This window comes from Variovorax sp. PBL-E5 (assembly GCF_901827185.1).
Lineage (GTDB): Bacteria > Pseudomonadota > Gammaproteobacteria > Burkholderiales > Burkholderiaceae_C > Variovorax.
Genome location: NZ_LR594671.1, coordinates 2,106,634 through 2,132,155, shown reverse-complemented (window position 1 = coordinate 2,132,155; position 25,522 = coordinate 2,106,634). Strand labels below are relative to the sequence as shown.

Genomic DNA, 25,522 nt, shown 5'->3' with positions numbered 1-25,522 from the left:
CCATGAAGATCCTTTCGATCACGCCGACCTATTTCCCCGAAGTCGGGGGCATCGAGTCGGTGGTGCGCGAACTGGCGATGCGAACCGGCGGCCCGGGCATCCAGGTCGACGTGGCGCACGTCTCGGCCAACCATCCGGCGTTCTCGGTGAGCCAGCACGACGGGCTCGACGTGTACCGGGTGCCGGTGCTCGGCAATCGCCTGGCCGGCTACGCGCGCGGCTTCGGCCGCCTGGCCGCGGGCTACGACCTGCTGCATGTGCACGACCCGCAGCTGATGATGATCACCGGCAACGTGCTGCTGCAGGCCGGCCGCATTCCCGCGGTGCTCAGCACGCACGGCGGCTTTCATCACACGCAGAAGTACCCGGCCATCAAGTGGCTGCACGAGCATGTGCTGATGCGGCGCCTGCTGGGCCACTACCGCCGGATCCTCGGCAGCAGCGAATCGGACACCGCCTATTTCAGCCGCTTCTCGGACCGGGTCGAGAAGTGCGAGAACGGCATCGCCTACGCGAAATTCCAGAACGGCCGCCGCACCGGCGCGGCCGATCCGACGAGGTGGATCTACTGGGGCCGCTGGTCCGCCAACAAGCGCATCGACGCCGTGATCGACACCGTCGCGCTGGCGCGGGACCATGGCATCGCCATCGACCTGCTGATCGCCGGCCCCGATTTCGACCATCTGGGCGAATCGTTCAAGGCGAAGATCGAGGCCCTGCAGCTCGGCGCCTCGATCCGCATGCATCCCTACATCGAGGACGATGCGCTGCTGCGGGAATTGCAGCAGCGCACCGTCTTCATCACCGGCAGCGAGTACGAAGGCTTCGGCGTCGGCATCCTCGAAGCCATGGCGGCCGGCAAGATCGTGGTCTGCCGCGACATGAAGCCGATCAACGGTTTCGTCGAGCGCGCCGTCAACGGCTTCTTCCTCGACTTCGACGGCGGCGCCGGCGATCTGGCCGTGGTGCGCGAGATCGCAAGCCTCGATGCGCCGCGCTGCGAGGCGATGTCGAACGCAGCCCAGCACAGCGCCAAACGCTACGACTGGGACTCGGTGGCCGCGCGCTTTTCGGCGCATTACGCGAACGCACTCGGCGCCGCGTCGCGCCCGCGCTAGACCGAGACGATCGCGCCGCAGACCAGCAGCGCTGCGAACATCCCCAGCACGGCGCGCCAGGTGGCGGGCCGCGATTCCACCCACCGGTACAGGAGCGCCGCGGCCGCGATCGACAGCACGAAGGTCGCCAGCAGGCCCAGCAGATCGACCCAGGGTCCGGCGGGCGCGAAGCGGCTGACCACCGCGCTCACCAGCAGCAACACCGGGAAGTGGATGAGAAACAGCGAATACGAAATGCGCCCGAGCCGCACCAGCGGCGCGCCGATGCGCGGCCATGCCGCCGGCGCAAGGCCGTCACGATGCTGCACCAGCGCCACGGCGAGCGCCGTGACCAGCGCCACGGCGATGCGGCTGCGCCATTCGAGTGCCAGCGCCGCGCCGCCCATCAGCGCCAGCAGCAGCATCGCGAAGCGCCAGGTGCTGCGCCGCGTGGCGCGGCCGATCCAGAACACCAGCATGCCCAGGCCATAGGAGCCGAAGAAATAGAAGGCCGTGACATCGAGCACCTCTTCGCGGTTGAACACCGCCAGCGAGGCCATGACCAGCGCCATCACGAGTGCCACCACCAGCCAGCGCGAGCGCTCGGGCCGCACCGACCAGCGCCGCTGCATCAGCTCCGACAACGCAATCGCCGCCAGCGCCAGCACGAAGAGCTGGAAGTCGATCGCCACATACCAGACGCCGGTCGACAGCGCCTCGTAGCCGAGCAGGTCCTGCAGCAGCAGGCCATGCGCCAGCAACTGCATCAGTCCCGGTGCGCCCGGCACGGCTTCGTCGTCGAGCCAGGGCCGCACCAGCGCAGCGACCAGCACGCTGAAAGTAAGCGTTGCGAGGTAGGGCATCGCCAACCGGCCGTAGCGCTGGAACACACGGGCCCACGGCCGATCCACGCGCATCGCGCCATCGGGCGCGAGGCTGCCTGCCGCGAGGAAGCCGGCCAGCACCAGAAACACCTGCACCGCGAGCCGGCCGTTCTGCGACAGCCAGTCGAACAGGCCGGGCGCGAGCGGCGATGCGACCACCGGCATCGGCCCGTAGCGCGAGAGGTGATGCCAGACGATCATCACGCAGGCCAGCCCCTTCACCGCATCGAGCAGCGGCATGCGCCCCGACGCCGTCCGGGGCTCCGGCATGGCCGCGGCGTCAGAGTGCAAGGCGGCGCCGCGCTTCGAAATACTCGCGCCTGAGCCTCTCGACGAAGGCAGCGGCGCTCGCGACCTCGGTCACCGCGCCGATGCCTTGGCCCGAGCCCCAGATGTCCTTCCAGGCCTTGGCCTTGCTGCCTTCGCCGCCGCCGAAGTTCATGGTCTTCACGTCGCCCTCGGGCAGGTTGGCCGGGTCCATGCCGGCGGCCACGATGCTGGGCGCGAGGTAGTTGCCGTGCACGCCGGTGAAGAGGTTCGAATAGACGATGTCGTCCGAGCTGCCGTCGACGATGGCCTGCTTGTAGGCATCGCTGGCGCGCGCTTCCTCGGTCGCGATGAAGGCGGTGCCGATGTAGGCCAGGTCGGCGCCCATGGCCTGCGCCGCAAGCACCGCGCCGCCGGTGGCGATGGCGCCCGACAGCACGAGCGGCCCGTCGAACCATTGGCGGATTTCCTGGATCAGCGCGAACGGGCTCTTCACGCCCGCATGGCCGCCGGCACCGGCCGCCACCGCGATGACGCCGTCGGCGCCCTTCTCGATCGCCTTGCGTGCGAAGCTGTTGTTGATGATGTCGTGCAGCGTGATGCCGCCGTAGCCGTGGACCGCATCGTTGACGTCGGTGCGCGCGCCCAGCGAGGTGATGACGATCGGCACCTTGTACTTCACGACCATCTCCATGTCGTGCTCGAGCCGGTCGTTGCTCTTGTGAACGATCTGGTTGATCGCAAAGGGCGCGGCGGGCCGGTCGGGATGGGCCTTGTCGTGGGCGGCGAGTTCTTCGGTGATCTCGGCCAGCCAGTCGTCGAGCTGCGAGGCCGGTCGTGCATTGAGCGCCGGCATCGCACCCACCACGCCGGCCTTGCACTGTGCGACCACGAGCTTGGGATTGCTGATGATGAACAGCGGCGAGCCGATGATGGGCAGCGGCAGGTTCGCGAGCACCGCAGGAAGCTTGGACATGATTCGGTCGTCTCTCGGAAGATTGTGAAAAGCGAAGGCCCGGCGCGCGTGTCAGAAGGCGTCGATCGCCAGCGCCGTCACGCTCGCGGCGCCGTCGACGATGCTGTCGCGCAGGCCCGGCGCCTTGTTGAGGATGTGCTCGGCATAGAAATGCGCGGTCGCGACCTTGGCGTTCATGAAGGGCACGTCGGTGCCGGCCTTGGCAAGATCCTCGGCCACCAGCAGCGAGCGCGCGAGTTGCCAGCCGGCCACCAGGTTGCCGGCCAGCATCAGGTAGGGCACGCTGCCCGCGAACACCGCATTGGGCGAGGCCTTGGTCTGGCCAGCCACGAAGCCCACCACGTCTACGAAGGCTTCGCGCGCCGCCTTCAGGCGCCGGCCCACGGCGCGCGCCTGGGCGCTGTCGCGCTTGGCGAGTTCGGCCTCGGTCTGCTCGATCTGCGCGGCGATCGCCTTCGCGGTCTGGCCGCCGTCGCGCGCGGTCTTGCGGCCCACGAGGTCGTTGGCCTGGATCGCCGTCGTGCCTTCGTAGATCGTCAGGATCTTGGCATCGCGCAGGTACTGCGCCGCACCGGTCTCCTCGATGAAGCCCATGCCGCCATGCACCTGCACGCCGAGCGATGCCACTTCGAGGCTCATCTCGGTGCTGTAGCCCTTCACCAGCGGCACCATGAATTCGTAGAAGGCCTGGTTCTGCCGGCGCGTGTCGGCATCGGGATGGTGGTGCGTGGCGTCGTACGCCGCTGCAGCGACGCTCGCCATCGCACGGCAGCCTTCGGCGTAGGCACGCATGGTCATCAGCATGCGCTTCACGTCGGGCTGGTGGATGATCGGCGCGCTGGCATTCAGGGAGCCGTCGACCGGCCGGCTTTGCACCCGGTCCTTCGCATAGGCCACCGCGTGCTGGTAGGCCCGCTCGGCGATCGCGATGCCCTGCATGCCCACCGCGTAGCGGGCCGAGTTCATCATGATGAACATGTACTCGAGGCCACGGTTCTCCTGGCCGACGAGGTAACCCACGGCGCCGCCGTGGTCGCCATATTGCAGGACCGCGGTGGGCGAGGCCTTGATGCCCAGCTTGTGCTCGATGCTCACGCAATGCACGTCGTTGCGATCGCCGAGCGAGCCATCCTTGTTCACGAGGAACTTCGGCACCACGAACAGGCTGATGCCCTTCACGCCCTCGGGCGCGCCGGTGACGCGCGCGAGCACGAGGTGCACGATGTTCTCGGCCATGTCGTGCTCGCCGTAGGTGATGAAGATCTTGGTGCCGAAGACCTTGTAGCTGCCGTCGGGTTGCGGCTCGGCGCGGCTGCGCACCAGGCCCAGGTCGCTGCCGGCCTGCGGCTCGGTCAGGTTCATGGTGCCGGTCCACTGGCCGCTCACGAGCTTCTCGAGGTAGGTGGCCTTGAGTTCATCGGAGCCGGCGGTGAGCAGCGCCTCGGTCGCGCCGTCGGTCAAGAGCGGACACAGCGCGAAGCTCATGTTGGCCGAGTTGAGCATCTCGCCGCAAGCCGCGCCGATGGTCTTGGGCAGGCCCTGGCCGCCGAAGTCGGCCGGATGCTGCAGGCCCTGCCAACCGCCCTCGACGTACTGTTTGAAGGCCTCCTTGAAGCCCGGCGTGGTGGTGACCTTGCCGTCCTTGAACGAGGATGGATCCCGGTCGCCCGCCACGTTCAGCGGCGCGACCACGTCCTGGTTGAAGCGCGCGCATTCCTCGAGCACCGCTTGCGCGGTTTCGAGGCCGGCGTCCTCGAAGCCGGGGATCTGCGCGATCTGCGCGATGTTCGCGAGGTGTTCGATGTCGAACAGCATGTCCTTGATCGGGGCGGTGTAGCTCATGCGGGTCTCCTGGTTCGGCAGATACGAAAAGGGCATCGCGAACGATGCCCTCTCTTGGATTCGACGAAGGCCTCTTACAGCGCCTTGACCAGTTCCGGCACCGCCGTGAACAGGTCCGCCACCAGCCCGTAGTCGGCGACGCTGAAGATCGGTGCCTCCTCGTCCTTGTTGATGGCCACGATCACCTTGGAGTCCTTCATCCCCGCCAGATGCTGGATCGCCCCCGAGATGCCCGCGGCGATGTACAGCTGCGGTGCGACGATCTTGCCCGTCTGGCCCACTTGCCAGTCGTTCGGTGCGTAGCCCGCATCGACGGCCGCACGGCTGGCGCCCAATCCGGCGTTGAGCTTGTCGGCCAGCGGCGTCATCACTTCCTGGAACTTCTCGGCGCTGCCCAGGGCCCTGCCGCCACTGACGATGATCTTGGCCGAGGTGAGTTCGGGCCGGTCGTTCTTGGCGATCTCGCTGCCGACAAAGCTGCTCTTGCCCGAGTCGGCCACGCCTTCGGCGTTCTCGACGCTCGCGCTGCCGCCGGTGGCGGGCGCAGGATCGAAGCCGGTGGTGCGCACGGTGAGGACCTTGATCGCATCGGCGCTTTGCACAGTGGCGATGGCATTGCCCGCATAGATGGGGCGCTCGAAGGTGTCGGGACTGTCGACCTTGGTGATGTCGCTGATCTGCGCGACATCGAGCTTGGCGGCCACGCGCGGGGCGACGTTCTTGCCGTTGGCGGTGGCCGGGAACAGGATGTGGCTGTAGTTCTGGGCGATGGCCAAGACCTGCGCGGCGACGTTCTCGGCAAGGTTGTCTTTCAGGCTGGCGCTGTCGGCCACGATGACCTTGGCGACGCCGGCGACTTGCGCAGCGGCCTTGGCGGCTTCGGCGGCGTTGGCGCCGGCGATCAGCACATGGACCTCGCCACTGGCGCAGGCGATGGCGGCCGTCACGGTGTTGAGGGTCGCCGGCTTGAGGGTGGCGTGGTCGTGTTCTGCGATTACGAGGACGGTCATGTTCAGATCACCTTGGCTTCGTTCTTGAGCTTGTCGACCAGCGTGGCAACGTCGGGCACCTTGATGCCGGCGCCGCGCTTGGGGGGCTCCGCGACCTTGAGGGTCTTCAGGCGTGGCTTGGCGTCGACACCGAGGTCCTCGGGCTTGAAGACATCGAGCGTCTTCTTCTTGGCCTTCATGATGTTGGGCAGGGTCACGTAGCGCGGCTCATTGAGGCGCAGGTCGGTGGTGATGACGGCGGGCAAGCTCAGCTGCAGGGTCTCCAGGCCACCGTCGACTTCGCGGGTGACGTTGACTTTGTCGCCGTTGACTTCGACCTTGCTGGCGAAGGTGGCCTGCGGCAGGTCGGCCAGCGCGGCGAGCATCTGGCCGGTCTGGTTGGCGTCGTCGTCGATGGCCTGCTTTCCGAGGATGATGAGGCCGGGCTGCTCTTTGTCGACCAGGGCCTTCAGGAGCTTGGCGACGGCCAGGGGCTGCAGTTCCTCGCTGGTCTCGACCAGGATGCCGCGGTCGGCGCCGATGGCCATGGCGGTGCGCAGGGTTTCCTGGCACTTGGCATCGCCGCACGAGACGGCGATGACTTCGGTGACGACGCCTTTCTCTTTCAAACGCACGGCTTCTTCGACGGCGATCTCGTCGAAGGGGTTCATGCTCATCTTGACGTTGGCGATGTCCACGCCGGTGCCGTCGCTCTTGACGCGCACCTTGACGTTGTAATCGACGACCCGCTTGACGGGGACCAGGACCTTCATTGGCTTGACTCCATTGAATTGATAACCGGGGTATGCAAAGCAACCGAGGATTTTAGGCGCCACCCTCTGCGCGGGCTTGCCTCATTCCATCACCGGGGTCGCGTGCAAAGGAAAAGAACGGTCGTGCTTTTTTGACGATTATAGAGGAGCAGGCAAAGCGGACGCATCGCCGCCGGCCAAGGACTCGATGCGCAGCACGCGCTGCGGAGAGGGAATGTCGATCTTCGCCGCGCGCAGGCCTTCGAGGATCGCGATGTTGATGGCCGAGCGCACGTTGTCGCGGCCCTTGGCCGGGTCAGCGACCCAGAAGTTGAGCGTGAACTCGAGTCCGTCGGGCGCGAACTGGGTCAGGAAAGCCACCGGCACCGGATCGCCCAGCACGCGCGGCTGCGCGGTGGCCGCCGCGCACAGGATGCTCTGCACCTGCGCCACATCGCTCTTGTAGCCGACCACGATGCTGGTCGTGATGTTGAACTTGAGGTCGGCCAGCGACAGGTTCTCGACCCGGCTGGTGATCAGCGATTCGTTGGGCACGATCGACTCGCGCCCGTTGCCCGCGCGCACCAGCGTGTAGCGGGTCTTGATGTCGGTGACGCGGCCCTCGAAGCCGTCGACCTTGACGTTGTCGCCGATGCGAATCGCGCGCTCGAGCAGGATCACGAAGCCGCTCACGTAGTTGGCCGCCAGCTTCTGCAGCCCGAAGCCCAGCCCGACGCCGAGCGCGCCGCCCAGCACCGACAGCGCCGTGAGGTCGACGCCCACGGCCGACAGCGCGAACAACAGGCCGATCAGCAGCAGGATCGCCCTGAGCGCATTCGACGCCACCTTGCGCATCGACAGGTCGGTCACCGCGGTGCTCAGGATGCGCTTCTCGATGGTGGTGGCGATCCAGAGCGAGATCACCAGCACCACGCCGGCCGACAGCGTGCCTTCGAGGATCGTGCGCAGGCTCACGTGGGTCTTGCCGAAGGCCAGCGTGATGTCCTCCAGCTCGGCCAGCACCGCCGGCAGCAGGCCGACGATCCACAGCACGGCGGCGATCCATGCCAGCCACGAGACGGTGCGCTCGATCAGCCGCACCATCCCCGAAGACGGGAACACGGCCCGCAGCACACGCGCGAACAGGCGGATGGCCGCGAGCGACAGGAACACCGAGACCGCGATGCGCAGCACCAGCCCCGGCTGGACATCGAACAGGAAGCGCCGCGCCATGTCGGTCAGGAACAGCGCGAGCAAGGGGAACAGCAGGCCGTCGAAAGTGCGCTCGCCGAACCAGATCGAGTCCTTGGGCTGGTCGCGGCCGAACCAGCGGCACACGGCCCAGGCGATGCCCACGCAGGCCACCAGTGCGGCGAGTTCGATCCACACGTTCTGCGCGTGGATCTCCTGAAGACGGCGGATGAAGTCGTCGAGGTTCATTGCAGTACTAGAGATCGGCCAGCACCCGCAGATGCGCTTCGACGCTCGCCGCCAGCGCATCGAGGTGGTAGCCGCCTTCCAGCATCGAGACGATGCGGCCCTGCGAATGCCGCTTTGCCACCTCGACGATGCGCTCGGTGATCCAGGCGAAGTCGCTCTCGTTGAGGCGCAGCTGGCCGAGGTCGTCGTCGCGGTGGGCGTCGAAGCCGGCGCTGACGAAGATCATCTGCGGACTGAAGGCTTCGAGCCGCGGCATCCAGCAGGCTTCGATGAGTTCGCGCACGTCCATGCCGCGGGTGTAGGCCGGCACCGGCAGGTTGAGCATGTTCGGCGCCGGATGGTCGGTGCCGCTGTACGGATAGAAGGGATGCTGGAAGAAGCCCACCATCAGCACCTTCGGATCGTTGCGAAGGATGTCCTCGGTGCCGTTGCCGTGGTGCACGTCGAAGTCGACGATCGCGACGCGCTCCAGCCCGTGCACCTCGATCGCATGGCGCGCCGCGATGGCAATGTTGTTGAAGAAGCAGAAGCCCATCGCCTTGTCGCGGCATGCGTGATGCCCCGGCGGGCGCACGGCGCAGAACGCATTGGCGAGTTCGCCGGCGATCACCGCATCGGTCGCCGCGATCCCGGCACCCGCCGCGCGGCGCGCCGCCAGCACGGTGAAGCGGGTGAGCGTGGTGTCGGGATCGAGTTGCGCGTGGTCGGGACCACCGGCCGGCGCGTCCTCGATCAGGCGCTGGCTCAGCGCCTCGAGGTGCTCCATGTGTTCGACACTGTGGGCGCGGGTGATCTGCGGCAGCGTGGCGATCGGCACCTCGCCGCGTTCGAGCGCATCGCCGACGCCGGTGACGAGCAGCCGGTCCTCGATCGCATCGAGGCGCGCAGGGCACTCCGGATGGCCCGCGCCCATGTCGTGTTTCCAGCAGTCGCGGTGTGTGAAATAGCCGGTTTTGCCCATGGATCGATCACGCCGTGGCCCCACGCCGGACGCGGCTGCGGGCTTACGGTATTGTTTGCATATGGATACAAAAATGGACGTCGCCGCGAAGCTCGCCAGTTTGCTCGGTCAGCTTAACACGGTGATCGTGGGCAAGGAGGCGCAGGTGCGCGACTGCGTGGCCTGCCTCCTGGCCGGCGGCCACCTCTTGATCGAGGACGTGCCGGGTGTCGGCAAGACCACGCTCGCGCATGCGCTGTCGCACACCTTCGGGCTGCAGTTCTCGCGCGTCCAGTTCACGGCCGACCTGATGCCGGGCGACCTCTCGGGCGTCGCGATCTACGACCGCGGCCAGCAGGCCTTCGTGTTCCATCCCGGGCCGATCTTCGCGCAGGTGCTGCTGGCCGACGAGATCAACCGCGCGAGCCCCAAGACCCAGAGCGCGCTGCTCGAGGCGATGGAGGAAAAGCAGGTCACGATCGAAGGCGAGACGCGCCCGCTGCCCACGCCCTTCTTCGTGATCGCGACGCAGAACCCGCACGACCAGCTCGGCACCTTCGCATTGCCCGAGTCGCAGCTCGACCGCTTCCTGATGTGCATCTCGCTCGGCTATCCCGACCGCGCGGCCGAGCGCGAACTGCTCGCAGGCGCCGACCGGCGCGAGCTGCTCGCTTCCCTGCCCGCGCTGCTGACGGCGGGCGAGCTCACCGCCCTGCAACAGCGCGTGCTGCAGGTGCATGCGGCCGAGCCATTGCTCAACTATGTGCAGGACCTGATCGCCGCGACGCGCTCGGGCCGCTGGTTCCTGCAGGGCCTGTCGCCGCGTGCCGGCATCGCGGTGCTGCGCGCGGCCAAGGCGCAGGCCTTGCTGGGCAACCGCGACTACGTGGCGCCGGACGACGTGCAGGCCATCCTGCCGCAGACCATCGCGCACCGCCTCACGCCGGTCGGCGATGCGGGCCGCGGTGCGGTCGAACAGGTGCGGGCAATGGCGGCCGCCGTGCCGTTGCCATGAGCCACGGTCGGCCATGATCGCGGCGGCGCTTCGCTCGCGCATCGACCGCTGGTTCCTGTCGCGCCGCCCGCCTTCGGACACGCTGGAACTCACGCAGCGCAACGTCTACATCGTGCCGACGCCCGCCGGATGGATGCTGGCGGCGACGCTGCTGCTGCTGCTGATCGCGTCGATCAACTACCAGCTCAATCTCGGCTACCTGCTGACCTTCCTCCTGGCCGGCAGCGTGGCCGTCGGCATGCACGTATGCCACGGCACGCTGCGCGGCCTGGCACTGCACCTGGCCGCGCCGGAGGCACAGTACGCGGGCACTGCGGCGGTGCTTCGCGTGGTGCTGCACAACGCGCGGCGCAGCACGCGCTACGGCATCGGCATGGCGGTGCGGCACAGCGGGCAATGGTCGTGGAGCGATGTGCCGGCGCAAGGGAGCACCACCGTGGAAGTGGCATTCAAGCCCGAGCGGCGTGGTCTTCATCCGGTGCCGACGCTGACGGCCGAGACCCGCTTTCCGCTCGGCACCTTCCGCGTGTGGACTGTGTGGCGGCCGGCATCGCGGGTGCTGGTGTACCCCGCGCCCGAATCGAATCCGCCGCCGCTGCCGCCCGGCAAACCGCTGGATGGGGAGCCGGCTTCGGCGCCGATGCAGGCCCACGTGGCGGGCGAGTACGACGGCGTGCGGGCCTATCGGCGCGGCGATCCGCTCAAGCTCGTGGTCTGGAAGCGAGCCGCCCGGGCGCAGGCGGTGGGGTCCGAGGAACTCGTGAGCAGGGACACGCAGCAGACGCGCCAGCAGGAGCTCTGGCTGGACGCGCAGCTCGCGGGATTGCCTGATTTCGAGGCGCGGCTGTCGAGAGTCTGTGCGTGGGTGTTGATGGCGGATCGGCTCGGCGTGACGTATGGCGTGCGGATCGGAAGCCGCAGCGTGGCCCCGTCGCAAGGGGAAGGGCACAAGAGAAAGTGCCTGGAGGTGCTGGCGCTATGTTCATGAAGCTTGCGACCCGGCTCCAGGCCCTGTCCAGAGACGCGAGAGACACCCTCTTCCTCCTTGCCGTCATCACCCTGCTCCTGCTTCCCCAGCTACCCAACCTTCCCTGGTGGTGCAGCAGCCTCACCGTCGTCGTCCTGATCTGGCGCGGCACCCTGGCCGTGCAGGCCAGGCCGCTGCCCGGCAGATGGTGGCGTGCCGCCCTGCTGGCCATCACCCTGATCGCCACCTACGCCACCCACCGCACGCTGCTCGGCCGCGATGCCGGCGTCACCCTGGTGGTGATTCTGCTGGCGCTCAAGACGCTCGAGTTGCGGGCGCGGCGCGATGCCTTCGTGATCTTCTTCCTGGGCTTCTTCACGATGCTCACCAACTTCTTTTATTCGCAGTCGCTGCCCACCGCCTTTGCGATGCTGCTGGCGCTGCTGGGCCTCTTGACCGCGCTCGTCAATGCGCACATGCCGGTCGGCAAGCCGCCGCTCGCGCAGGCCGCGCGCACCGCCGGCTGGATGGCGCTGCTCGGCGCGCCGATCATGCTGGTGCTGTTCATGCTGTTCCCGCGCATGGCGCCGCTCTGGGGCACGCCGAACGACACCATGACCGGCCGCTCCGGCCTGTCCAACTCGATGCGCGTGGGCGCCATCGCCGAGCTCGCGCTCGACGACGGCATCGCGGCACGCATCAAGTTCGAAGGGCCCGTGCCGGCGCAGCGCAACCTGTACTTCCGCGGGCCGGTGCTGTCGAACTTCGACGGCCGCACATGGACCGCCGCGCCGCTGTTCGAGAACGCCTTCATGCCGCTCAACCTGCGCGTGGACGGCGAGCCCGTGCGCTACGAGGTCACGCTCGAGCCCAGCAACCGGCCCTGGCTGCTGACACTGGACGCCACGCCGATCAAGCCCGAACTGCCCGGCTACCGCGTGTTCGGCACCAGCGACCTGCAATGGCTCGCCAATCGTCCGATCGGCGATCTGGTGCGCTACAGCGCCGAGAGCTACACCCGGTTCCTGAGCGGACCGACACGCCGCACGGCCGCGCTGCAGCCCTACCTCGCGCTGCCGCCCGGCTCGAATCCGCGCACGGCCCAGCTGGCCGCCCAGATGCGCAGCGACCCCGCACTCGCCGGCGCCACGACCTCCGCCTTCGTGCAGGCCGTGCTGCAGCGTCTGCGCACCGGCGGCTACAGCTACACGCTCGACCCCGGCGTCTACGGCGACGACACGGCCGACGAGTTCTGGTTCGATCGCAAGGCCGGCTTCTGCGAGCACATCGCATCGGCCTTCGTGGTGCTGATGCGCGCGCTCGACATCCCGGCGCGCATCGTCACCGGCTACCAGGGCGGAGAGATCAACGGCGTCGACCGTTACTGGGTGCTGCGGCACAGCGATGCGCACGCGTGGGCGGAGGTGTGGGAGGACGGCGCGGGCTGGGTGCGCGTCGATCCGACCGGCGCGATCTCGCCGGATCGCGTGGGCCAGTTCCGCCGGCTCGCGCCCGCGCCGGGCCTGTTCTCGGGCGCGATCGACGCCATGAGCCCGACGCTCGCGCAGAACCTGCGCGCCGCCTGGGACGCCGTCAACAATGGCTGGAACCAATGGGTGCTCAACTACACGCAGAGCCGCCAGCTCGATCTGCTGAAGAACCTCGGCTTCGAGACGCCGAGCCTGATGGATCTCGCGACGGTGCTGCTCGCGCTGCTGGTCGTGGTCAGCCTCGCGGGCGCCGGCTGGACCTTGTGGGAACGCAGCCAGCACGACCCCTGGCTGCGCCTGCTCGGGCAGGCACGCGCGCGGCTGCGGCGCGCCGGCATCGAAGTGCCGGAAGCGATGCCACCGCGGCAGATGGCCGCCCGCGTGGCCGAACGCTTCGGCGACAGCGCACGGCCACTGCAGGACTGGCTGCTGCGGCTCGAGGCCCAGCGCTACGCGAGGACGCCGGCCGCGGCGCTGTCCGCGCTGCGCGCCGAATTCCGCCGGCTCGCCTGGCCGCGCTGAAACACCGCGTGACCGCCGCGGGCCGAGCCGGAACGGGCGGCACAATCGGGACGATGCGACGCCCTCTTCCGAACGTTCTTTCGATCGCCCTGATGCTGGCGACAGCCGGCCTTCTTCTCTCCCCATCCGCTTCGGCGCAGAGCGGGTCCGGCCCGCGCGGCAACGTGGTGCGCGGCGGCGTTGCGTATGCGAGCCGCGACGACGCCATGCAGTTCGCCGACGAGGTCGCCGCACGGCGCAACCTCGATCGCGATCAGGTGCGCGCCACCATCGGCGCCGCGCGCATGCTGCCCAACGTGCCGCGGCTGATGCTGCCGGCGCCGACGGGCACGCCGAAGAACTGGGCCATCTACCGCAGCCGCTTCATCGATCCGGTGCGCATCGCGGCCGGCGTGCGCTTCTGGCGCAGCAATGCCGACACGCTCGCGCGGGCCGAGGCCGAGTACGGCGTGCCGCCCGAGATCATCGTCGGCATCGTCGGCGTCGAGACGATCTATGGCCGCAGCATGGGCAACTTCCGCGTGATCGATGCGCTGGCCACCCTTGCCTTCGATTTTCCGCAGGCGCATCCGCGCGCGGCCGAGCGGCAGGCCTTCTTCCGCAGCGAACTCGAAAGCTTTCTCGGCATCGAGAGCCGTACTGCCGGCGACCCGATGGCGCCGGTGGGCAGCTATGCGGGCGCGATGGGCATGCCGCAGTTCATGCCGAGCAGCATCGCGAAGTACGCGGTCGATTTCGACGGCGACGGCCGCATCGACCTGGTCAACGACGCAGCCGACGTGATCGGTTCCGTCGCCAACTACTTCAAGGCCTTCGGCTGGAAGCCGGGCGTGCCGCCGATCTTCCCCGTGAGCTTCGACATCGCCCGGCTGCAGAAGGCCGTGCTGCTCGCGCCGGACATCGTTCCCACCTTCAGCGCCGACAGCTTCGTGGCCGGCGGCGCGGTGCTCGAAGGCGAGGCGCTGCGCTACCCCGGACTGCTGGCGCTGATCGAGCTGCAGAACGGCGACGACCCGCCGAGCTACGTGGCCGGCACGAAGAACTTCTATGTCATCACGCGCTACAACTGGAGCAGCTACTACGCGATGTCCGTGATCGAACTCGGGCGCGAAGTGCGCGCCGCGATGGTGCCATGACGATGGACACCGCGGCACTGCATGCTTCGTGGACCGAAGCCTGGCACGAGCTCGGCGCCGACGCGCCCGGCGCATTGCTGTCCGCGCTGATGGCGCGCTATGCCGAGCCGCAGCGCCATTACCACACGCTGCAGCACCTGGGCGAATGCCTCGCGCTGCTGGCACTGCATCGCGCGGCGGCCGAACGGCCGGCCGAGGTGGCGCTGGCGCTGTGGTTCCACGATGCAATCTACGACGTGCAGGGCCACGACAACGAGGCCCTGAGCGCCGGCTGGGCACGCGATGTGCTCGGCGCAGCGGGATTGCCGGCCGAGGTGGCGGAGCGCGTTCATGCCCTGGTGATGGCGACGCAGCACAACGCGGTACCCGAGGGCCGCGATGCCGAACTGCTGATCGACATCGACCTCTCGATCCTCGGCGCCGCGCCGGCCCGCTTCGCGCAATACGAACACCAGATCCGCGCCGAGTACGCGCACATATCGCCGGCGGTGTTCGAGCCGCGCCGGCGCGGCATCCTTTCGCGCTTTCTCGAGCGCCGGCCGCTCTACCAGACGGCCGAGATCCGCGCGGCGCGCGAGGCGCAGGCGCGCATCAATCTGCAGGCGGCGATCGACAGCACGTTCAGCCGCAGCCCCGCTGCCAACGCCGGGGACGCCAGGCCATAGCAAGGCGCCCGCAGCGCCACGCGCGCATCAGTGGGCGATCTGCGCTGCCCGGGCCGCCCCATGGACCTGCATCCAGGCGCTCACCTGATCGCGCTGTGCCGGCGTGATGTGCAGCCCGAGCTTCGATCGGCGCCAGAGCACGTCCTCCCCGCTCACGGCCCATTCCTGGTCCTGCAGATAGTGCAGTTCGCGCTCGTGAAGCCCGGGCGCGACGGCCGCGCCCATGTCGGCCATCGATCGCGCGTCGCCGATCACTTCCGAGATGCGCGCGCCGTAGGCCCGCGCGAGCCGCTGCGCGAGCGCGGCATCGAGCCACGGATACCGGGCGCGCACCGCTTCCACGAAACGCGCGAACTCGTCGCCGGGCCGCGAACCCTGCGTGCGGGCGCCGATCCAGCCCGAGAGATCGCCGCCGGCCATGAAGGCGCCATGGGTCCACGCGGGGCGCGACTCGCCGAGCATCCTGCCGATCTCGTCGGACGCATCCTCCGCCAGCTTGCGGAAGGTGGTGATCTTGCCGCCCCAGACCGACAGCAGCGGCGCCGCCGTGGTGTTCGACTCGAGCATGTAGTCGCGCGTCACGGCCGACGGGTCGCCCGAATCGTCGTCGAGCAGGGGGCGCACGCCGGAGTAGGTCCAGACCACGTCGGACGGCCGAACGGGTTTTTCGAAATAGCGGCTGGCCTGCGTGCACAGGTAGTCGATCTCGTCATCGGCGATGCGGGCCGCGCCCGGATCGTCGCCGTGCAGCTCGACGTCGGTGGTGCCGATGAGCGTGAAGTCGTCCTGGTAGGGAATGGCGAAGATGATCCGCTTGTCGGGGTTCTGGAAGATGTAGGCGTGGTCGTGCGTGAACAGGCGCGGCACCACGATGTGGCTGCCTTTGACGAGGCGCAGATGCCGCGTCGCGAGCGCCTCGCCCTCGGCCGGACGCGCCACGCCGCGCAGGAAGGATTCGGCCCATGGCCCCGCGGCATTGACCACGGCCCGCGCGCGCACCATGCGCCGGCCGGCGGGCCCTTCGAGCTCGGCGGTCCAGCCCCGGGCATCGCGCCGCGCGCTGACGCAGCGCGTGCGGGTCAGCACCTCGGCGCCGCGCGCGCGCGCATCGAGCGCATTGAGCACCACCAGCCGCGCATCGTCGACCCAGCCGTCGGAATAGATGAAGCCGCGCTTGAACTGCGACTTGAGCGGCGCGCCCGCCGCATGGCGGCGCAGGTTGACCGAGCGCGAGCCGGGAAGGACTTCGCGCCTGGCGAGATGGTCGTACATGAAGAGACCGATGCGCACCATCCAGGCCGGCCGCATCGACGGATCGTGCGGCATCACGAAACGCAGCGGCGCCATGATGTGCGGCGCACTGCGCAGCAGCACCTCGCGCTCCTGCAGTGCCTTGCGCACCAGCGAGAATTCGTAGTACTCGAGATAGCGCAGCCCGCCATGGATCAGCTTGGTGGAAGACGACGATGTGTGCGCGGCCAGGTCGTCCCTCTCGCACAGCACGACGCGCCAGCCGCGGCCCGCGAGATCGCGCGCGATGCCGCAGCCGTTGATGCCGCCGCCGACGATGAGCACATCGCAATCGGTCACGCCGGCGGATGGGGAGGGAGGGTTGGCGCTCACGAGGTGAAGGTGGGTGGGCCTGCGAGCTGGATGGCCCTTTGCGCTCGAATAATTTTCGTATTCGCTCATCTTGATTCCTTAAGGCGCGATTTTCCTTCGTGTTTTCCCTTGAGTCCATTCGTTTCTTTTCGTTCTAAAGTGAGCAAGCGCCCGGCCGTCCCCTCTCGATGAACTCCAATCCCCGCCAGATCAAGCTGCTCGATACCGTCCGCGCGCGTGGTTCGGTCACGGTCGAGCAACTGGCCGAGATGCTCGGCGTCACGCTGCAGACCGTGCGCCGCGACGTGCAACGGCTCGCCGACGAGGGCCATCTGACGCGCTTCCACGGCGGCGTGCGCATGCCCAGTTCGACCATCGAGAACATCGGCTACCAGCAGCGCGAGACGCTGCATGCCGAAGGCAAGGCGCGCATCGCGCGCGCGGTGGCGGCGCAGGTGCCGAACGATTGCTCGCTGATCCTCAACATCGGCACCACGACCGAGGCGATCGCCAAGGCGCTGCTGCGCCACACCGGCCTGCGCGTGATCACCAACAATCTCAACGTAGCGACCCTCCTGAGCGGCAACCCGGCCTGCGAGGTGATCGTGGCCGGCGGCTCGGTGCGGCTGCGCGACCGCGCCATCGTGGGCGAGGCGACGGTGGATTTCATCCGCCAGTTCAAGGTCGACATCGCGCTCATCGGCGTGTCGAGCATCGAGGCCGACGGCACGCTGCGCGACTTCGACCTGCGCGAGGTGAAGGTGGCGCAGACCATCATCGCGCAGGCGCGCGAGGTCTGGCTCGCGGCCGATGCCAGCAAGTTCAACCGGCCAGCGATGATCGAGGTGGCGAAGCTGTCGCAGATCGACCGCCTGTTCACCGACGCGGAGCCGCCGCCGCCTTTTCCCGCGTTGCTGGAAGAGGCGCAGGTGCGCTGCGACATTGCTCGCGAACCCTGAAGGACTTTTCGTCATGACCTACCTGCTCGCCCTCGACCAGGGCACGTCGAGCTCCCGCAGCATCGTCTTCGACCGCGAGGGCCGCATCGTCGCCATCGCGCAGAAGGAACTCACGCAGATCTATCCGCAGCCCGGCTGGGTCGAGCACGATCCGATGGAGATCTGGACCCGCCAGCTCGCGACCGCGCGCGAGGTGCTCGCCAAGGCCGCGCTGAAGCCGAGCGACATCCACGCCATCGGCATCACCAACCAGCGCGAGACCACGGTGCTGTGGAACCGCAAGACCGGCCATCCGGTGCATCACGCCATCGTCTGGCAGGACCGCCGTGCCGAGCCGCTGTGCGCGCGGCTGCGCGAGGACGGCATGACCGACACCATCCGCGAGAAGACCGGTCTCGTGATCGACGCCTACTTCTCGGCCACCAAGCTGCGCTGGCTGCTCGACCACGTGCCCGGCGCGCGCGCCGCGGCCGACCGCGGCGAGCTGGCCTTCGGCACCATCGACAGCTGGCTCATCTGGCAGCTCACCGGTGGCAAGGTGCACGTCACCGACGTGAGCAACGCCTCGCGCACGATGCTGTTCAACGTGCACGACAACCAGTGGGACGCCGCGCTCATGAAGGCGCTCGACATTCCCGCCTCGCTGATGCCGCAGGTCAAGCCTTCGAGCGCGCACTTCGCCGACACCGATGCGCATCTGTTCGACGGCCGTGCCCTGCCCATCGGCGGTGTCGCGGGCGACCAGCAGAGCGCCCTCTTCGGCCAGGCCTGCTTCGAGGCCGGCATGGCCAAGAACACCTACGGCACCGGCTGCTTTTTGCTGATGCACACGGGTGCGGCCTTCCAGCCTTCGCAGAACGGCCTGCTCGTGACCAGTGCCGCGCAGACCGACGCGCAGCCGCAGTACGCGATGGAAGGCAGCGTGTTCGTCGGCGGCGCGGTGGTGCAATGGCTGCGCGACGGCCTCAAGGCGATCCAGGGCAGCGCGCAGGTGCAGTCGCTGGCCGAGAGCGTGCCCGATGCGGGCGGCGTGATGATGGTGCCCGCCTTCACCGGCCTCGGCGCGCCCTATTGGAACGCCGACGCGCGCGGCACCATCACCGGCCTGACGCGCGGCACGACGCTCGCCCACATCGCGCGCGCCGCGCTGGAAAGCATCGCCTACCAGAGCGCCGCACTGCTGCAGGCGATGAGCCGCGATGCCGTCGCCGCGGGTGGCGCGCCGGTGGCCGAGCTGCGTGTCGACGGCGGCGCGGCCGTCAACGATCTGCTGATGCAGTTCCAGGCCGACCTGCTCGGGATTCCCGTGGTGCGGCCCGAGGTGACCGAGACCACGGCGCTGGGTGCGGCCTACCTCGCGGGGCTGTCGACCGGCGTGTACGGCGATGCAGCCCAGCTGTCGAAGCTGTGGCGCGTCGAGCGGCGCTTCATGCCGACGATGAGCCGCGCGAAGGCCGACGAGGCGATGGCGCAATGGGAATTGGCGGTGCGCCGGGCGACGCTGGCCTGAGAAGACCAGCGCCGCAGCAGGCCACGCGCGCTCAATGCCAGTTGGCCGCGATCACCGCATCGAGGCCGCTGTGGTAGCTGGCCGGCAGCGAGGTCTGCCCGCGTGGTTCGCCCCACGCGCCACGATCAGGATGGCCGATGTGCCGGAGCGGGATGCTGACGGTGTCGCCGGGCTTGGACCTGCAACGTGCAGGTTGACGCATTTGCATCGGAAACCTGCGCACCTCGGGCACGAAATCCCCGGCGCGCGGCCTACATTTGCGGCAAAGTCTGCCGATACTCGAAGGTGCAGCCGTGATAGTTACCGCACGAAAACTTCCTTCGTACTCGGCGTGTTCCTGTGCGTTTCGACAACGTGAAACACACCTCACAATTCGACGCTTGCGACGATACTCCCCCTGGTGACCCCCGAGCCGATGCTTCTTACCCCTCACTACGACCTGTGGTTCATCGCGGCTTCGGTGGTCATCGCGAGCCTGACTTTCTACGTCGCGCTCGATCTGGCGCGCCGCGCCAGGACGTCCTCGGGCGAGCTGAATCTTCCATGGTGGGCGGCCGGCTCGTTCGTGCTGGGAACCGGCATCTGGGCGATGCAGTTCGTCGGCCTGCTCGGCTTCTCGCTGCCCATCCCGCTGGGCTTGGCGGCAGCGATGACGGCGCTGTCCTGGGCCTCGGCGATGGCGGCGGCCGGCATCGCGCTCTGGATCGCCAGCCGGCCCGGTGACGCCCTGATCGCGCCCGGCGCGCTGGTCGTGGGCGCGGGCCTCGGCGGCATGCACTACATCGGCATGGCCGCGCTGGACATGAAGCCCGGCATCGCCTGGCACATGCCGACCGTGGCCCTGTCCCTGCTGATCGCCGTGGGTGCCTCGGCGGTGATCCTGACCCTCTTCCACCGGCTGATGCAGATGCGCGAGTTGCCGCGGCCGTCCATCCATCTGCTTGCGGCGCTGACGATGGCCGCCACCGTCTGCGCGATGCACTTCACCGGCATGGACGCTGCCAAATTTCCGGCAGATTCGGTGTGCCTGAGCATCGACGGCATCCACGGCAAGGGGCTGGCGGCCGTCGTCGCCGTGGGAACCGGCGTGCTGCTGCTCGGCATCCTCTATGCGTCGATCCTGGAGTCCCGGCTGCAGGTCGTCGCGATGCGGCTGACGCGCTCGCTGCAGGAGTCGAACGCGCAGCTGCAATCCGCCAACCAGGAGCTGCAGCAGCACGCCCTCGGCGACCCATTGACCGGCCTGGCCAATCGCGTGCTGTTCGAGGATCGGCTCGGCCATGCACTGACGCGGATCAATCGCGCCAACAACGTGCAGATCGTGGAACGGATCGCCGTGCTGTTCGTGGACCTCGACGGCTTCAAGCCCATCAACGATTCCTTCGGCCATGCTGCAGGCGACCTGGTCCTGCGCGCGACGGCCGACCGGCTGAGCCGCGAAGCACGCGCCAGCGACACGGTGGCGCGCGTCGGCGCCGACGAATTCCTGGTCCTGCTCGAAGGCGTGCTGGACACTGCCGATTGCGTGCAGATGGCCAAGCGCATTCTGCGGGCTCTGGCCCAGCCCTTCGAGCTCGCGGGCAAGCAGTTGCAGATCGCGTGCTCGATCGGCATCGTGATCCATCCGGACCAGGGAGAACCGGGCAAGCTGGTCGCCAATGCCGACGCGGCCATGCGCCAGGCCAAGCGCGGCGGCGGCGGCAACTACGCCGTCTTCGAGTCGTCGATGGGCGTCGACGTCGCGGGCCAGCTCCAGCTCCTGAGCGACCTGCGGGTAGCGATCGAGCGCAACCAGTTCGAGCTCTACTATCAACCGAAGATCGACGCGCGCCGCAACCAGATCAGCGGTGTGGAGGCACTGGTGCGCTGGAACCATCCGCAGCGCGGGCTGGTCGGTCCGGCGGAGTTCATCAACCTGACGGAGCGCTTCGGCCTCATCGTGCGCCTGGGCGACTGGATCATCGACGAAGCGTGCCGGCAGGTGGCCGCATGGAGCAAGCAGGGCCTGCACATGCGGGTGGCGATCAATCTGTCGGCGCTGCAGCTGCGCGAAGGCGGCCTGGCCGACAAGGTGGAAGAGGCACTGCGGCGGCACGACGTGCTGCGCTCGCAGCTCTTGTGCGAGATCACCGAATCGGTGGCGATGGAGGACATCACGGCCACCAAGCGCACCTTCGAGGGCCTGTCGCTCATCGGCGTGTACCTGTCGATCGACGATTTCGGCACCGGCTATTCGAGCCTGAGCCATCTGCGGCAGTTGCCGGCCCGGCAGCTCAAGATCGACGGCAGCTTCGTGCAGGAACTGGAAACGAAAGAAGACGCGCGCGCCGTGGTCGAAGCAGTGATCCGGCTGGCACATGCGCTCAGTCTCACCGTGGTGGCCGAGGGCGTCGAAACCCAGGGCCAGCACGACATCCTCATGCGCCTGGGCTGCGACGAGTTCCAGGGCTATTTCTTCGCACGGCCGATGCCGGCGGACGAACTGGCGCGCTGGGCGCTCGCGGCGAGGGAATCGCGCCAGCCCGTGCTGGCGCCGGCGCGCTGAAGCGAGCGGCAGCCCGGCGCCTATGCGTCAGGGTCGACGGCCATCAGGCCGGCGACATGAAAACACGCGAGCATGGTGATCGCGGAGAGCGCGGCCAGCGTGCAGGCCAGGCGCTCCCCATGCCAGAGCGACGCAAGCCAGCGATCGAAGCGATAGGTCCACACCGCCGCCTTCCCGCCCAGGCGTTCCAGTTGCTGTTCTTCGCCGGACGAGCTGTCGAACGGCACGGCATAGGCATGCCCGTTCACGATCCGGTAGCCGCCGACCTTCGTGTCGGGCGAGTCCGCGGCCGAGATATGGACGCACAGCGCGGCCAGCAGACCCACGAGCAGGACGATGACGCCGGCGAGTCGAAGGCGGCTGTGCGGGGTCGAGAATTTTCCGGGCATGGCATTCGGGCGGCGAAGATCGAGTATGCCGGGGATCCGGACCCGCTTCAGTGCGCGCGCGGACGCCGCGGCGCTTTCGGCCGGTCGGATGCGGCCGGCCGCGCGGACTGGCGCAACACGCCATGCACCGCCTCCATCAGCCGGCGCGCGCCTTCGCCGAGTTCGCTGGCGCGGCGCGTCGTCAGTCCGACCGGACCTTCCGTGCTGGCGGTATCGAAAGCCAGGCGGCACAACTCGCCGCGCGCCAGTGCGGCATCGACGGCGCCCTGGGGCGCGAACCAGATGGCGTCGGTCCGCTGGAGCAGGCCCAGCACGAAGCTGGTGTCGGTGGCCTCGATGACGCACCGGGGCGGCGCCGTGCCGCGCGCGAGCAGGAAGGCGTCGGTGGTATCGCGGATGAGCGTGCCGTGGACCGGCACCACCAGCGGAAAATCCGCCAGCGCATCGAGCGCCGGACGGCGCAGTGCGGCGAGCGGATGCGCGGGGCGCGCAACCAGCAGCAGCGGTTCGCTGTAGAGCTGCTCGAAGGCCAGGTCGACCATGGCCGAAGCCTGCGCGAGCCGGCCGAGCACGAGGTCGATCTCGCCCTGCCGCAGCTGCGTCATCAATTGCGCATTGGTTCCGCTGACGACGCGCACGCGCAGCGCGGGCTCCGATGCGGTCAGCGACGCGACGGCCGCCGGCAGCAAGCCCGCCGCCATGTTCGGCAAGGCACCGACCGCGACCTGGATCTGATCGACCTCCGGCTGGTCCAGCGCCAGCGACAATCCTTCGCGCAGCCCGCGCAAGGTGGCCACCGCATGCTGGACCAGCACCTCGCCGGCCGGCGTCAGATCGACGCCGCGGCGCCGCCGCACCAGGAGCCGGCGGCCCACGATGTCCTCGAGCTCGGCGATGGTCTTGGAGACCGCGGGCTGCGTGAGCGCCATCGCCTTGGCTGCGCGGACCAGATTGCGTTCCTGCGCCACCATGGCGAGGCACTGCAGATGGCGCAGCTTGAGGCGAGCAAAGTTCATGGCTGGAAAATCCGTGGCCCTTGGAATGAGGATTTCAAATATAACAAGCAGGAATAGCAGGCAGAACAGCTTTCAGTTGTGCCGTCACCGCCGAGCTTCTAAAGTGCCGTGGCCTGCACGTCGCCGCGACGACGCCCGTTCGCCATGGCAGGCCATCGATCCCGGAGACTCCCGCATGACCCATCCCTCTTCCCTGCGCGGCCCCCAGCGCCTCTTCAGCCTGCTGGCCTGCGCGGCCTTCATCGTCGGCAGCCTGGGCGCCGGCGCGGCCCGCGCCGACGCCGCCTATCCCTCGAAGCCGGTCAAGTTCATCACCAACTTCCCGCCGGGCGGTCCGCTCGACATCCTTGGGCGCGCGCTGGCCGTACCGCTGAACAAGGAACTCAAGCAGCCCTTCGTCGTCGAAAATCGTCCCGGCGCCGGCGGCAACATCGGCGCGGACGCCGTCGCCAAGAGCCCGGCCGACGGCTACACGGTGCTGCTGACCATCGACACCACCGTCACCATCAATCCGCACCTCTATGCGTCCATGCCCTTCGCCCCGAAGGACCTGAAGCCGCTGATGATCTTCAGCTCCTCGGGCCTGACCTTCGGCGTCAATCCTTCGCTCGGCGTCAAGACGCTGCCGGACTTCGTGGCCCGCGCCAAGACGCAGGATGTCACCTTCGCCTCCGCCGGCAACGGCAGCCCCGGCCACATCGCGGCAGAGATCTTCGCGCAGGCGACCGGCGCCAAGATCACGCACGTGCCCTACAAGGGCAACGCGCCGGCCGTGCTGGCCTTGCTGTCGAACGAAGTGCAGGCGGGCATCCTCGCCACGCCGGGGTTGTTTCCGCAGGTGCAGAGCGGCAAGGCGAAGCCGCTGGCCGTCACCGGCAGCCAGCGATCGCCGCTGCTGCCCGACGTGCCCACGGTCGGCGAACTCGGTCTCAAGAACCTCGAGTTCGAAGTGCTCTACATGGCGATGGTGCCGGCCGCGACGCCCGAGCCGGTGGTCGAGACATTGCGCCGCGCCCTGCAGACGGCGCTGGCGACGCCGGAACTCAAGAGCCGCCTGGCGAGCCTCGACATGGTGGCGCTCGGCGAGACCGGGCAGGCCGCATCCGACCGTCTCGCGGCCAACAGCGTGCGCTATGGGAAGATCGTCAAATCCACCGGCATGAAAGCCGATTGAGTCGCGCCTCATGTCTCAGCGTCCCAACCTGATCTTCATCGTGGCCGACGACCTCGGCTTCGCGGACCTGGGCTGCTACGGCGGCCGCGATGCGGCCTTCGGCCCCGTCTCCCCCGTGCTCGACGGCCTGGCCGCCAACGGCATCCAGTTCACGCAGGGCTATGCCAATTCGCCCGTGTGCTCGCCCACGCGCTTCGCCCTCATGACCGCGCGCTACCAGTACCGCCTGCGCGGCGCGGCCGAGGAGCCGATCAACAGCAAGAGCCGCGGCAGCACGTCGCTGGGCCTGCCGCCTGCGCATCCCACCCTGCCCTCGCTGCTGCGCGACGCGGGCTACCGCACCGCCCTCATCGGCAAGTGGCACCTGGGCTTTCCGCCGGCCTTCGGCCCCTTGCGCTCGGGCTACGAGGAGTTCTTCGGCCCGATGTCGGGCGGCGTGGATTACTTCACCCACTGCGATTCTTCCGGCCGCCACGACCTGTGGTCCGGCGAGGAGGACAAGCAGGAAGACGGCTACCTCACCGACCTGCTATCGCGCCGCGCGGTGGACTACGTCGAGCGCATGGCGCAGCAGCAAGCCCCCTTCTTCCTGAGCCTGCACTACACCGCACCGCACTGGCCGTGGGAGACGCGCGAGGATGCGGCCAAGGCGCCGGCCATCAAGGACAACCTGTTCGACCTGGCCGGGGGCAACATCCATACCTACCGGCGCATGATCCATCACATGGACGAGGGCATCGGCTGGATCATGGCAGCGCTCCAGAAGCACGGTATCGCCGAAGACACGCTGGTGGTCTTCACCAGCGACAACGGCGGCGAGCGCTTCTCGGACAACTGGCCGCTGGTGGGCGGCAAGATGGACCTGACCGAGGGCGGCATCCGCGTGCCGTGGATCGCGCACTGGCCCCAGGTGATCGCACGCGGCGGCCAGAGCGCGCAGCTCTGCATGACGATGGACTGGTCGGCCACGCTGCTGGATGCGGCGGGGGTGGCGCCCGATGCGGGCTATCCGCTGGACGGCGTGTCGCTGATGCCGGTGCTGCGCGATGCGACGAAGCGTTTCGCGCGCCCGCTGCACTGGCGCATGAACCACCGCGGGCAGCGCGCGCTGCGCGAGGGCGACTGGAAGTACCTGCAGGTGGACGGCAACGAGTACCTGTTCAACATCCCGGGCGACGAGCGCGAGCGCGCCAACCTGGGCAAGAAGCATCCGGAGCGGCTGGCTGCGATGCGCCAGGCCTGGCAGGACTGGAATGCGACCATGCCCGCGATCCCTGACGATGCCACCGTGAGCCTGGGCTATTCGACCAAGGACATGCCGCAGCGCTGAGCGTTGTCCGGCCGC

At 68.3% G+C, this 25,522-nt stretch carries 22 protein-coding genes; 11 read left to right on the top strand and 11 right to left on the bottom strand.

Translation table 11 applies throughout. The features are described from left to right. Positions 1-2: 2 nt before the first annotated feature. A complete protein-coding gene (locus WDLP6_RS10435; RefSeq protein WP_162592273.1) occupies positions 3-1,118 on the top strand; it encodes a glycosyltransferase family 4 protein in 1,116 nt (371 codons plus the stop codon). Here the strand turns inward: WDLP6_RS10435 and WDLP6_RS10430 are convergent. The 7 genes from WDLP6_RS10430 to WDLP6_RS10400 form a co-directional block, all read right to left on the bottom strand. Beyond that, positions 1,115-2,221, bottom strand: a complete 1,107-nt coding sequence (locus WDLP6_RS10430) for an acyltransferase family protein (protein ID WP_162595046.1) — start codon at positions 2,219-2,221, stop codon at positions 1,115-1,117. The genes WDLP6_RS10435 and WDLP6_RS10430 overlap by 4 nt on opposite strands. Positions 2,222-2,261: 40 nt before the next feature. Next, positions 2,262-3,224: an NAD(P)H-dependent flavin oxidoreductase gene (locus tag WDLP6_RS10425; RefSeq protein WP_162592272.1), complete on the bottom strand. Its 963-nt coding sequence runs from the start codon at positions 3,222-3,224 to the stop codon at positions 2,262-2,264. 51 nt (positions 3,225-3,275) lie between these two features. Continuing rightward, positions 3,276-5,066, bottom strand: coding sequence for an acyl-CoA dehydrogenase (locus WDLP6_RS10420; RefSeq protein WP_162592271.1), 1,791 nt, complete (start codon positions 5,064-5,066; stop codon positions 3,276-3,278). A 74-nt stretch (positions 5,067-5,140) separates the two neighbouring features. Beyond that, on the bottom strand, positions 5,141-6,076 hold the full coding sequence (locus WDLP6_RS10415) for an electron transfer flavoprotein subunit alpha/FixB family protein (protein WP_162592270.1): 936 nt from the start codon (positions 6,074-6,076) through the stop codon (positions 5,141-5,143). A gap of 2 nt (positions 6,077-6,078) precedes the next feature. Continuing rightward, a complete protein-coding gene (locus WDLP6_RS10410) occupies positions 6,079-6,828 on the bottom strand; it encodes an electron transfer flavoprotein subunit beta/FixA family protein (protein ID WP_162566932.1) in 750 nt (249 codons plus the stop codon). Between the two features lie 138 nt (positions 6,829-6,966). Beyond that, the gene (locus WDLP6_RS10405) at positions 6,967-8,247 is read right to left on the bottom strand and encodes a mechanosensitive ion channel family protein (protein WP_162592269.1); all 1,281 of its coding nucleotides are present in this window, start codon (positions 8,245-8,247) and stop codon (positions 6,967-6,969) included. Between the two features lie 7 nt (positions 8,248-8,254). Beyond that, positions 8,255-9,208, bottom strand: a complete 954-nt coding sequence (locus WDLP6_RS10400; RefSeq protein WP_162592268.1) for a histone deacetylase family protein — start codon at positions 9,206-9,208, stop codon at positions 8,255-8,257. A 73-nt stretch (positions 9,209-9,281) separates the two neighbouring features. Between WDLP6_RS10400 and WDLP6_RS10395 the strand changes: the two genes are divergently transcribed. From WDLP6_RS10395 to WDLP6_RS10375, 5 genes are read left to right on the top strand one after another with little or no spacing between them, the layout of a single operon-like run. After that, a complete protein-coding gene (locus tag WDLP6_RS10395; protein WP_162592267.1) occupies positions 9,282-10,202 on the top strand; it encodes an AAA family ATPase in 921 nt (306 codons plus the stop codon). A gap of 16 nt (positions 10,203-10,218) precedes the next feature. After that, positions 10,219-11,190, top strand: coding sequence for a DUF58 domain-containing protein (locus WDLP6_RS10390; protein ID WP_162595045.1), 972 nt, complete (start codon positions 10,219-10,221; stop codon positions 11,188-11,190). Next, positions 11,187-13,181 (top strand): transglutaminase TgpA family protein, encoded by a 1,995-nt coding sequence (locus WDLP6_RS10385; RefSeq protein WP_162592266.1) that lies wholly within the window; start codon positions 11,187-11,189, stop codon positions 13,179-13,181. Before WDLP6_RS10390 ends, WDLP6_RS10385 begins: the two co-directional genes overlap by 4 nt. A 53-nt stretch (positions 13,182-13,234) precedes the next feature. Beyond that, positions 13,235-14,317, top strand: coding sequence for a lytic murein transglycosylase B (gene mltB, locus WDLP6_RS10380; RefSeq protein WP_162592265.1), 1,083 nt, complete (start codon positions 13,235-13,237; stop codon positions 14,315-14,317). A 2-nt stretch (positions 14,318-14,319) separates the two neighbouring features. Further along, a complete protein-coding gene (locus WDLP6_RS10375) occupies positions 14,320-14,982 on the top strand; it encodes an N-methyl-D-aspartate receptor NMDAR2C subunit (protein ID WP_162595044.1) in 663 nt (220 codons plus the stop codon). 27 nt (positions 14,983-15,009) lie between these two features. On the opposite strand, the gene glpD is transcribed toward WDLP6_RS10375, so the two are convergent. After that, positions 15,010-16,674: a glycerol-3-phosphate dehydrogenase gene (gene glpD / locus WDLP6_RS10370; RefSeq protein WP_162592264.1), complete on the bottom strand. Its 1,665-nt coding sequence runs from the start codon at positions 16,672-16,674 to the stop codon at positions 15,010-15,012. A 98-nt stretch (positions 16,675-16,772) separates the two neighbouring features. On the opposite strand from glpD, the gene WDLP6_RS10365 reads away from it, so the two are divergent. Beyond that, positions 16,773-17,543, top strand: a complete 771-nt coding sequence (locus WDLP6_RS10365; protein WP_162592263.1) for a DeoR/GlpR family DNA-binding transcription regulator — start codon at positions 16,773-16,775, stop codon at positions 17,541-17,543. A 13-nt stretch (positions 17,544-17,556) separates the two neighbouring features. Continuing rightward, positions 17,557-19,053, top strand: coding sequence for a glycerol kinase GlpK (glpK, locus tag WDLP6_RS10360; protein ID WP_162592262.1), 1,497 nt, complete (start codon positions 17,557-17,559; stop codon positions 19,051-19,053). A gap of 31 nt (positions 19,054-19,084) precedes the next feature. Here the strand turns inward: glpK and WDLP6_RS10355 are convergent, their stop codons facing one another. After that, entirely contained in the window at positions 19,085-19,261 is a 177-nt protein-coding gene (locus WDLP6_RS10355; RefSeq protein WP_162592261.1) for a hypothetical protein, read from the bottom strand. A gap of 207 nt (positions 19,262-19,468) precedes the next feature. Here WDLP6_RS10355 and WDLP6_RS10350 point away from each other — a divergent pair, with 207 nt between their 5' ends. Further along, the gene (locus WDLP6_RS10350; RefSeq protein ID WP_162592260.1) at positions 19,469-21,598 is read left to right on the top strand and encodes a putative bifunctional diguanylate cyclase/phosphodiesterase; all 2,130 of its coding nucleotides are present in this window, start codon (positions 19,469-19,471) and stop codon (positions 21,596-21,598) included. Positions 21,599-21,618: 20 nt separating this feature from the next. Here the strand turns inward: WDLP6_RS10350 and WDLP6_RS10345 are convergent, their stop codons facing one another. Beyond that, positions 21,619-21,987, bottom strand: coding sequence for a hypothetical protein (locus tag WDLP6_RS10345; protein ID WP_162592259.1), 369 nt, complete (start codon positions 21,985-21,987; stop codon positions 21,619-21,621). A gap of 47 nt (positions 21,988-22,034) precedes the next feature. After that, positions 22,035-23,003, bottom strand: coding sequence for a pca operon transcription factor PcaQ (gene pcaQ, locus WDLP6_RS10340; RefSeq protein WP_162592258.1), 969 nt, complete (start codon positions 23,001-23,003; stop codon positions 22,035-22,037). Between the two features lie 175 nt (positions 23,004-23,178). Here pcaQ and WDLP6_RS10335 point away from each other — a divergent pair, with 175 nt between their 5' ends. Both WDLP6_RS10335 and WDLP6_RS10330 read left to right on the top strand, forming a co-directional pair. Then, positions 23,179-24,177 (top strand): Bug family tripartite tricarboxylate transporter substrate binding protein, encoded by a 999-nt coding sequence (locus WDLP6_RS10335; protein ID WP_162592257.1) that lies wholly within the window; start codon positions 23,179-23,181, stop codon positions 24,175-24,177. A gap of 10 nt (positions 24,178-24,187) precedes the next feature. After that, positions 24,188-25,507 (top strand): sulfatase family protein, encoded by a 1,320-nt coding sequence (locus WDLP6_RS10330; protein ID WP_162592256.1) that lies wholly within the window; start codon positions 24,188-24,190, stop codon positions 25,505-25,507. Positions 25,508-25,522: the final 15 nt, after the last annotated feature.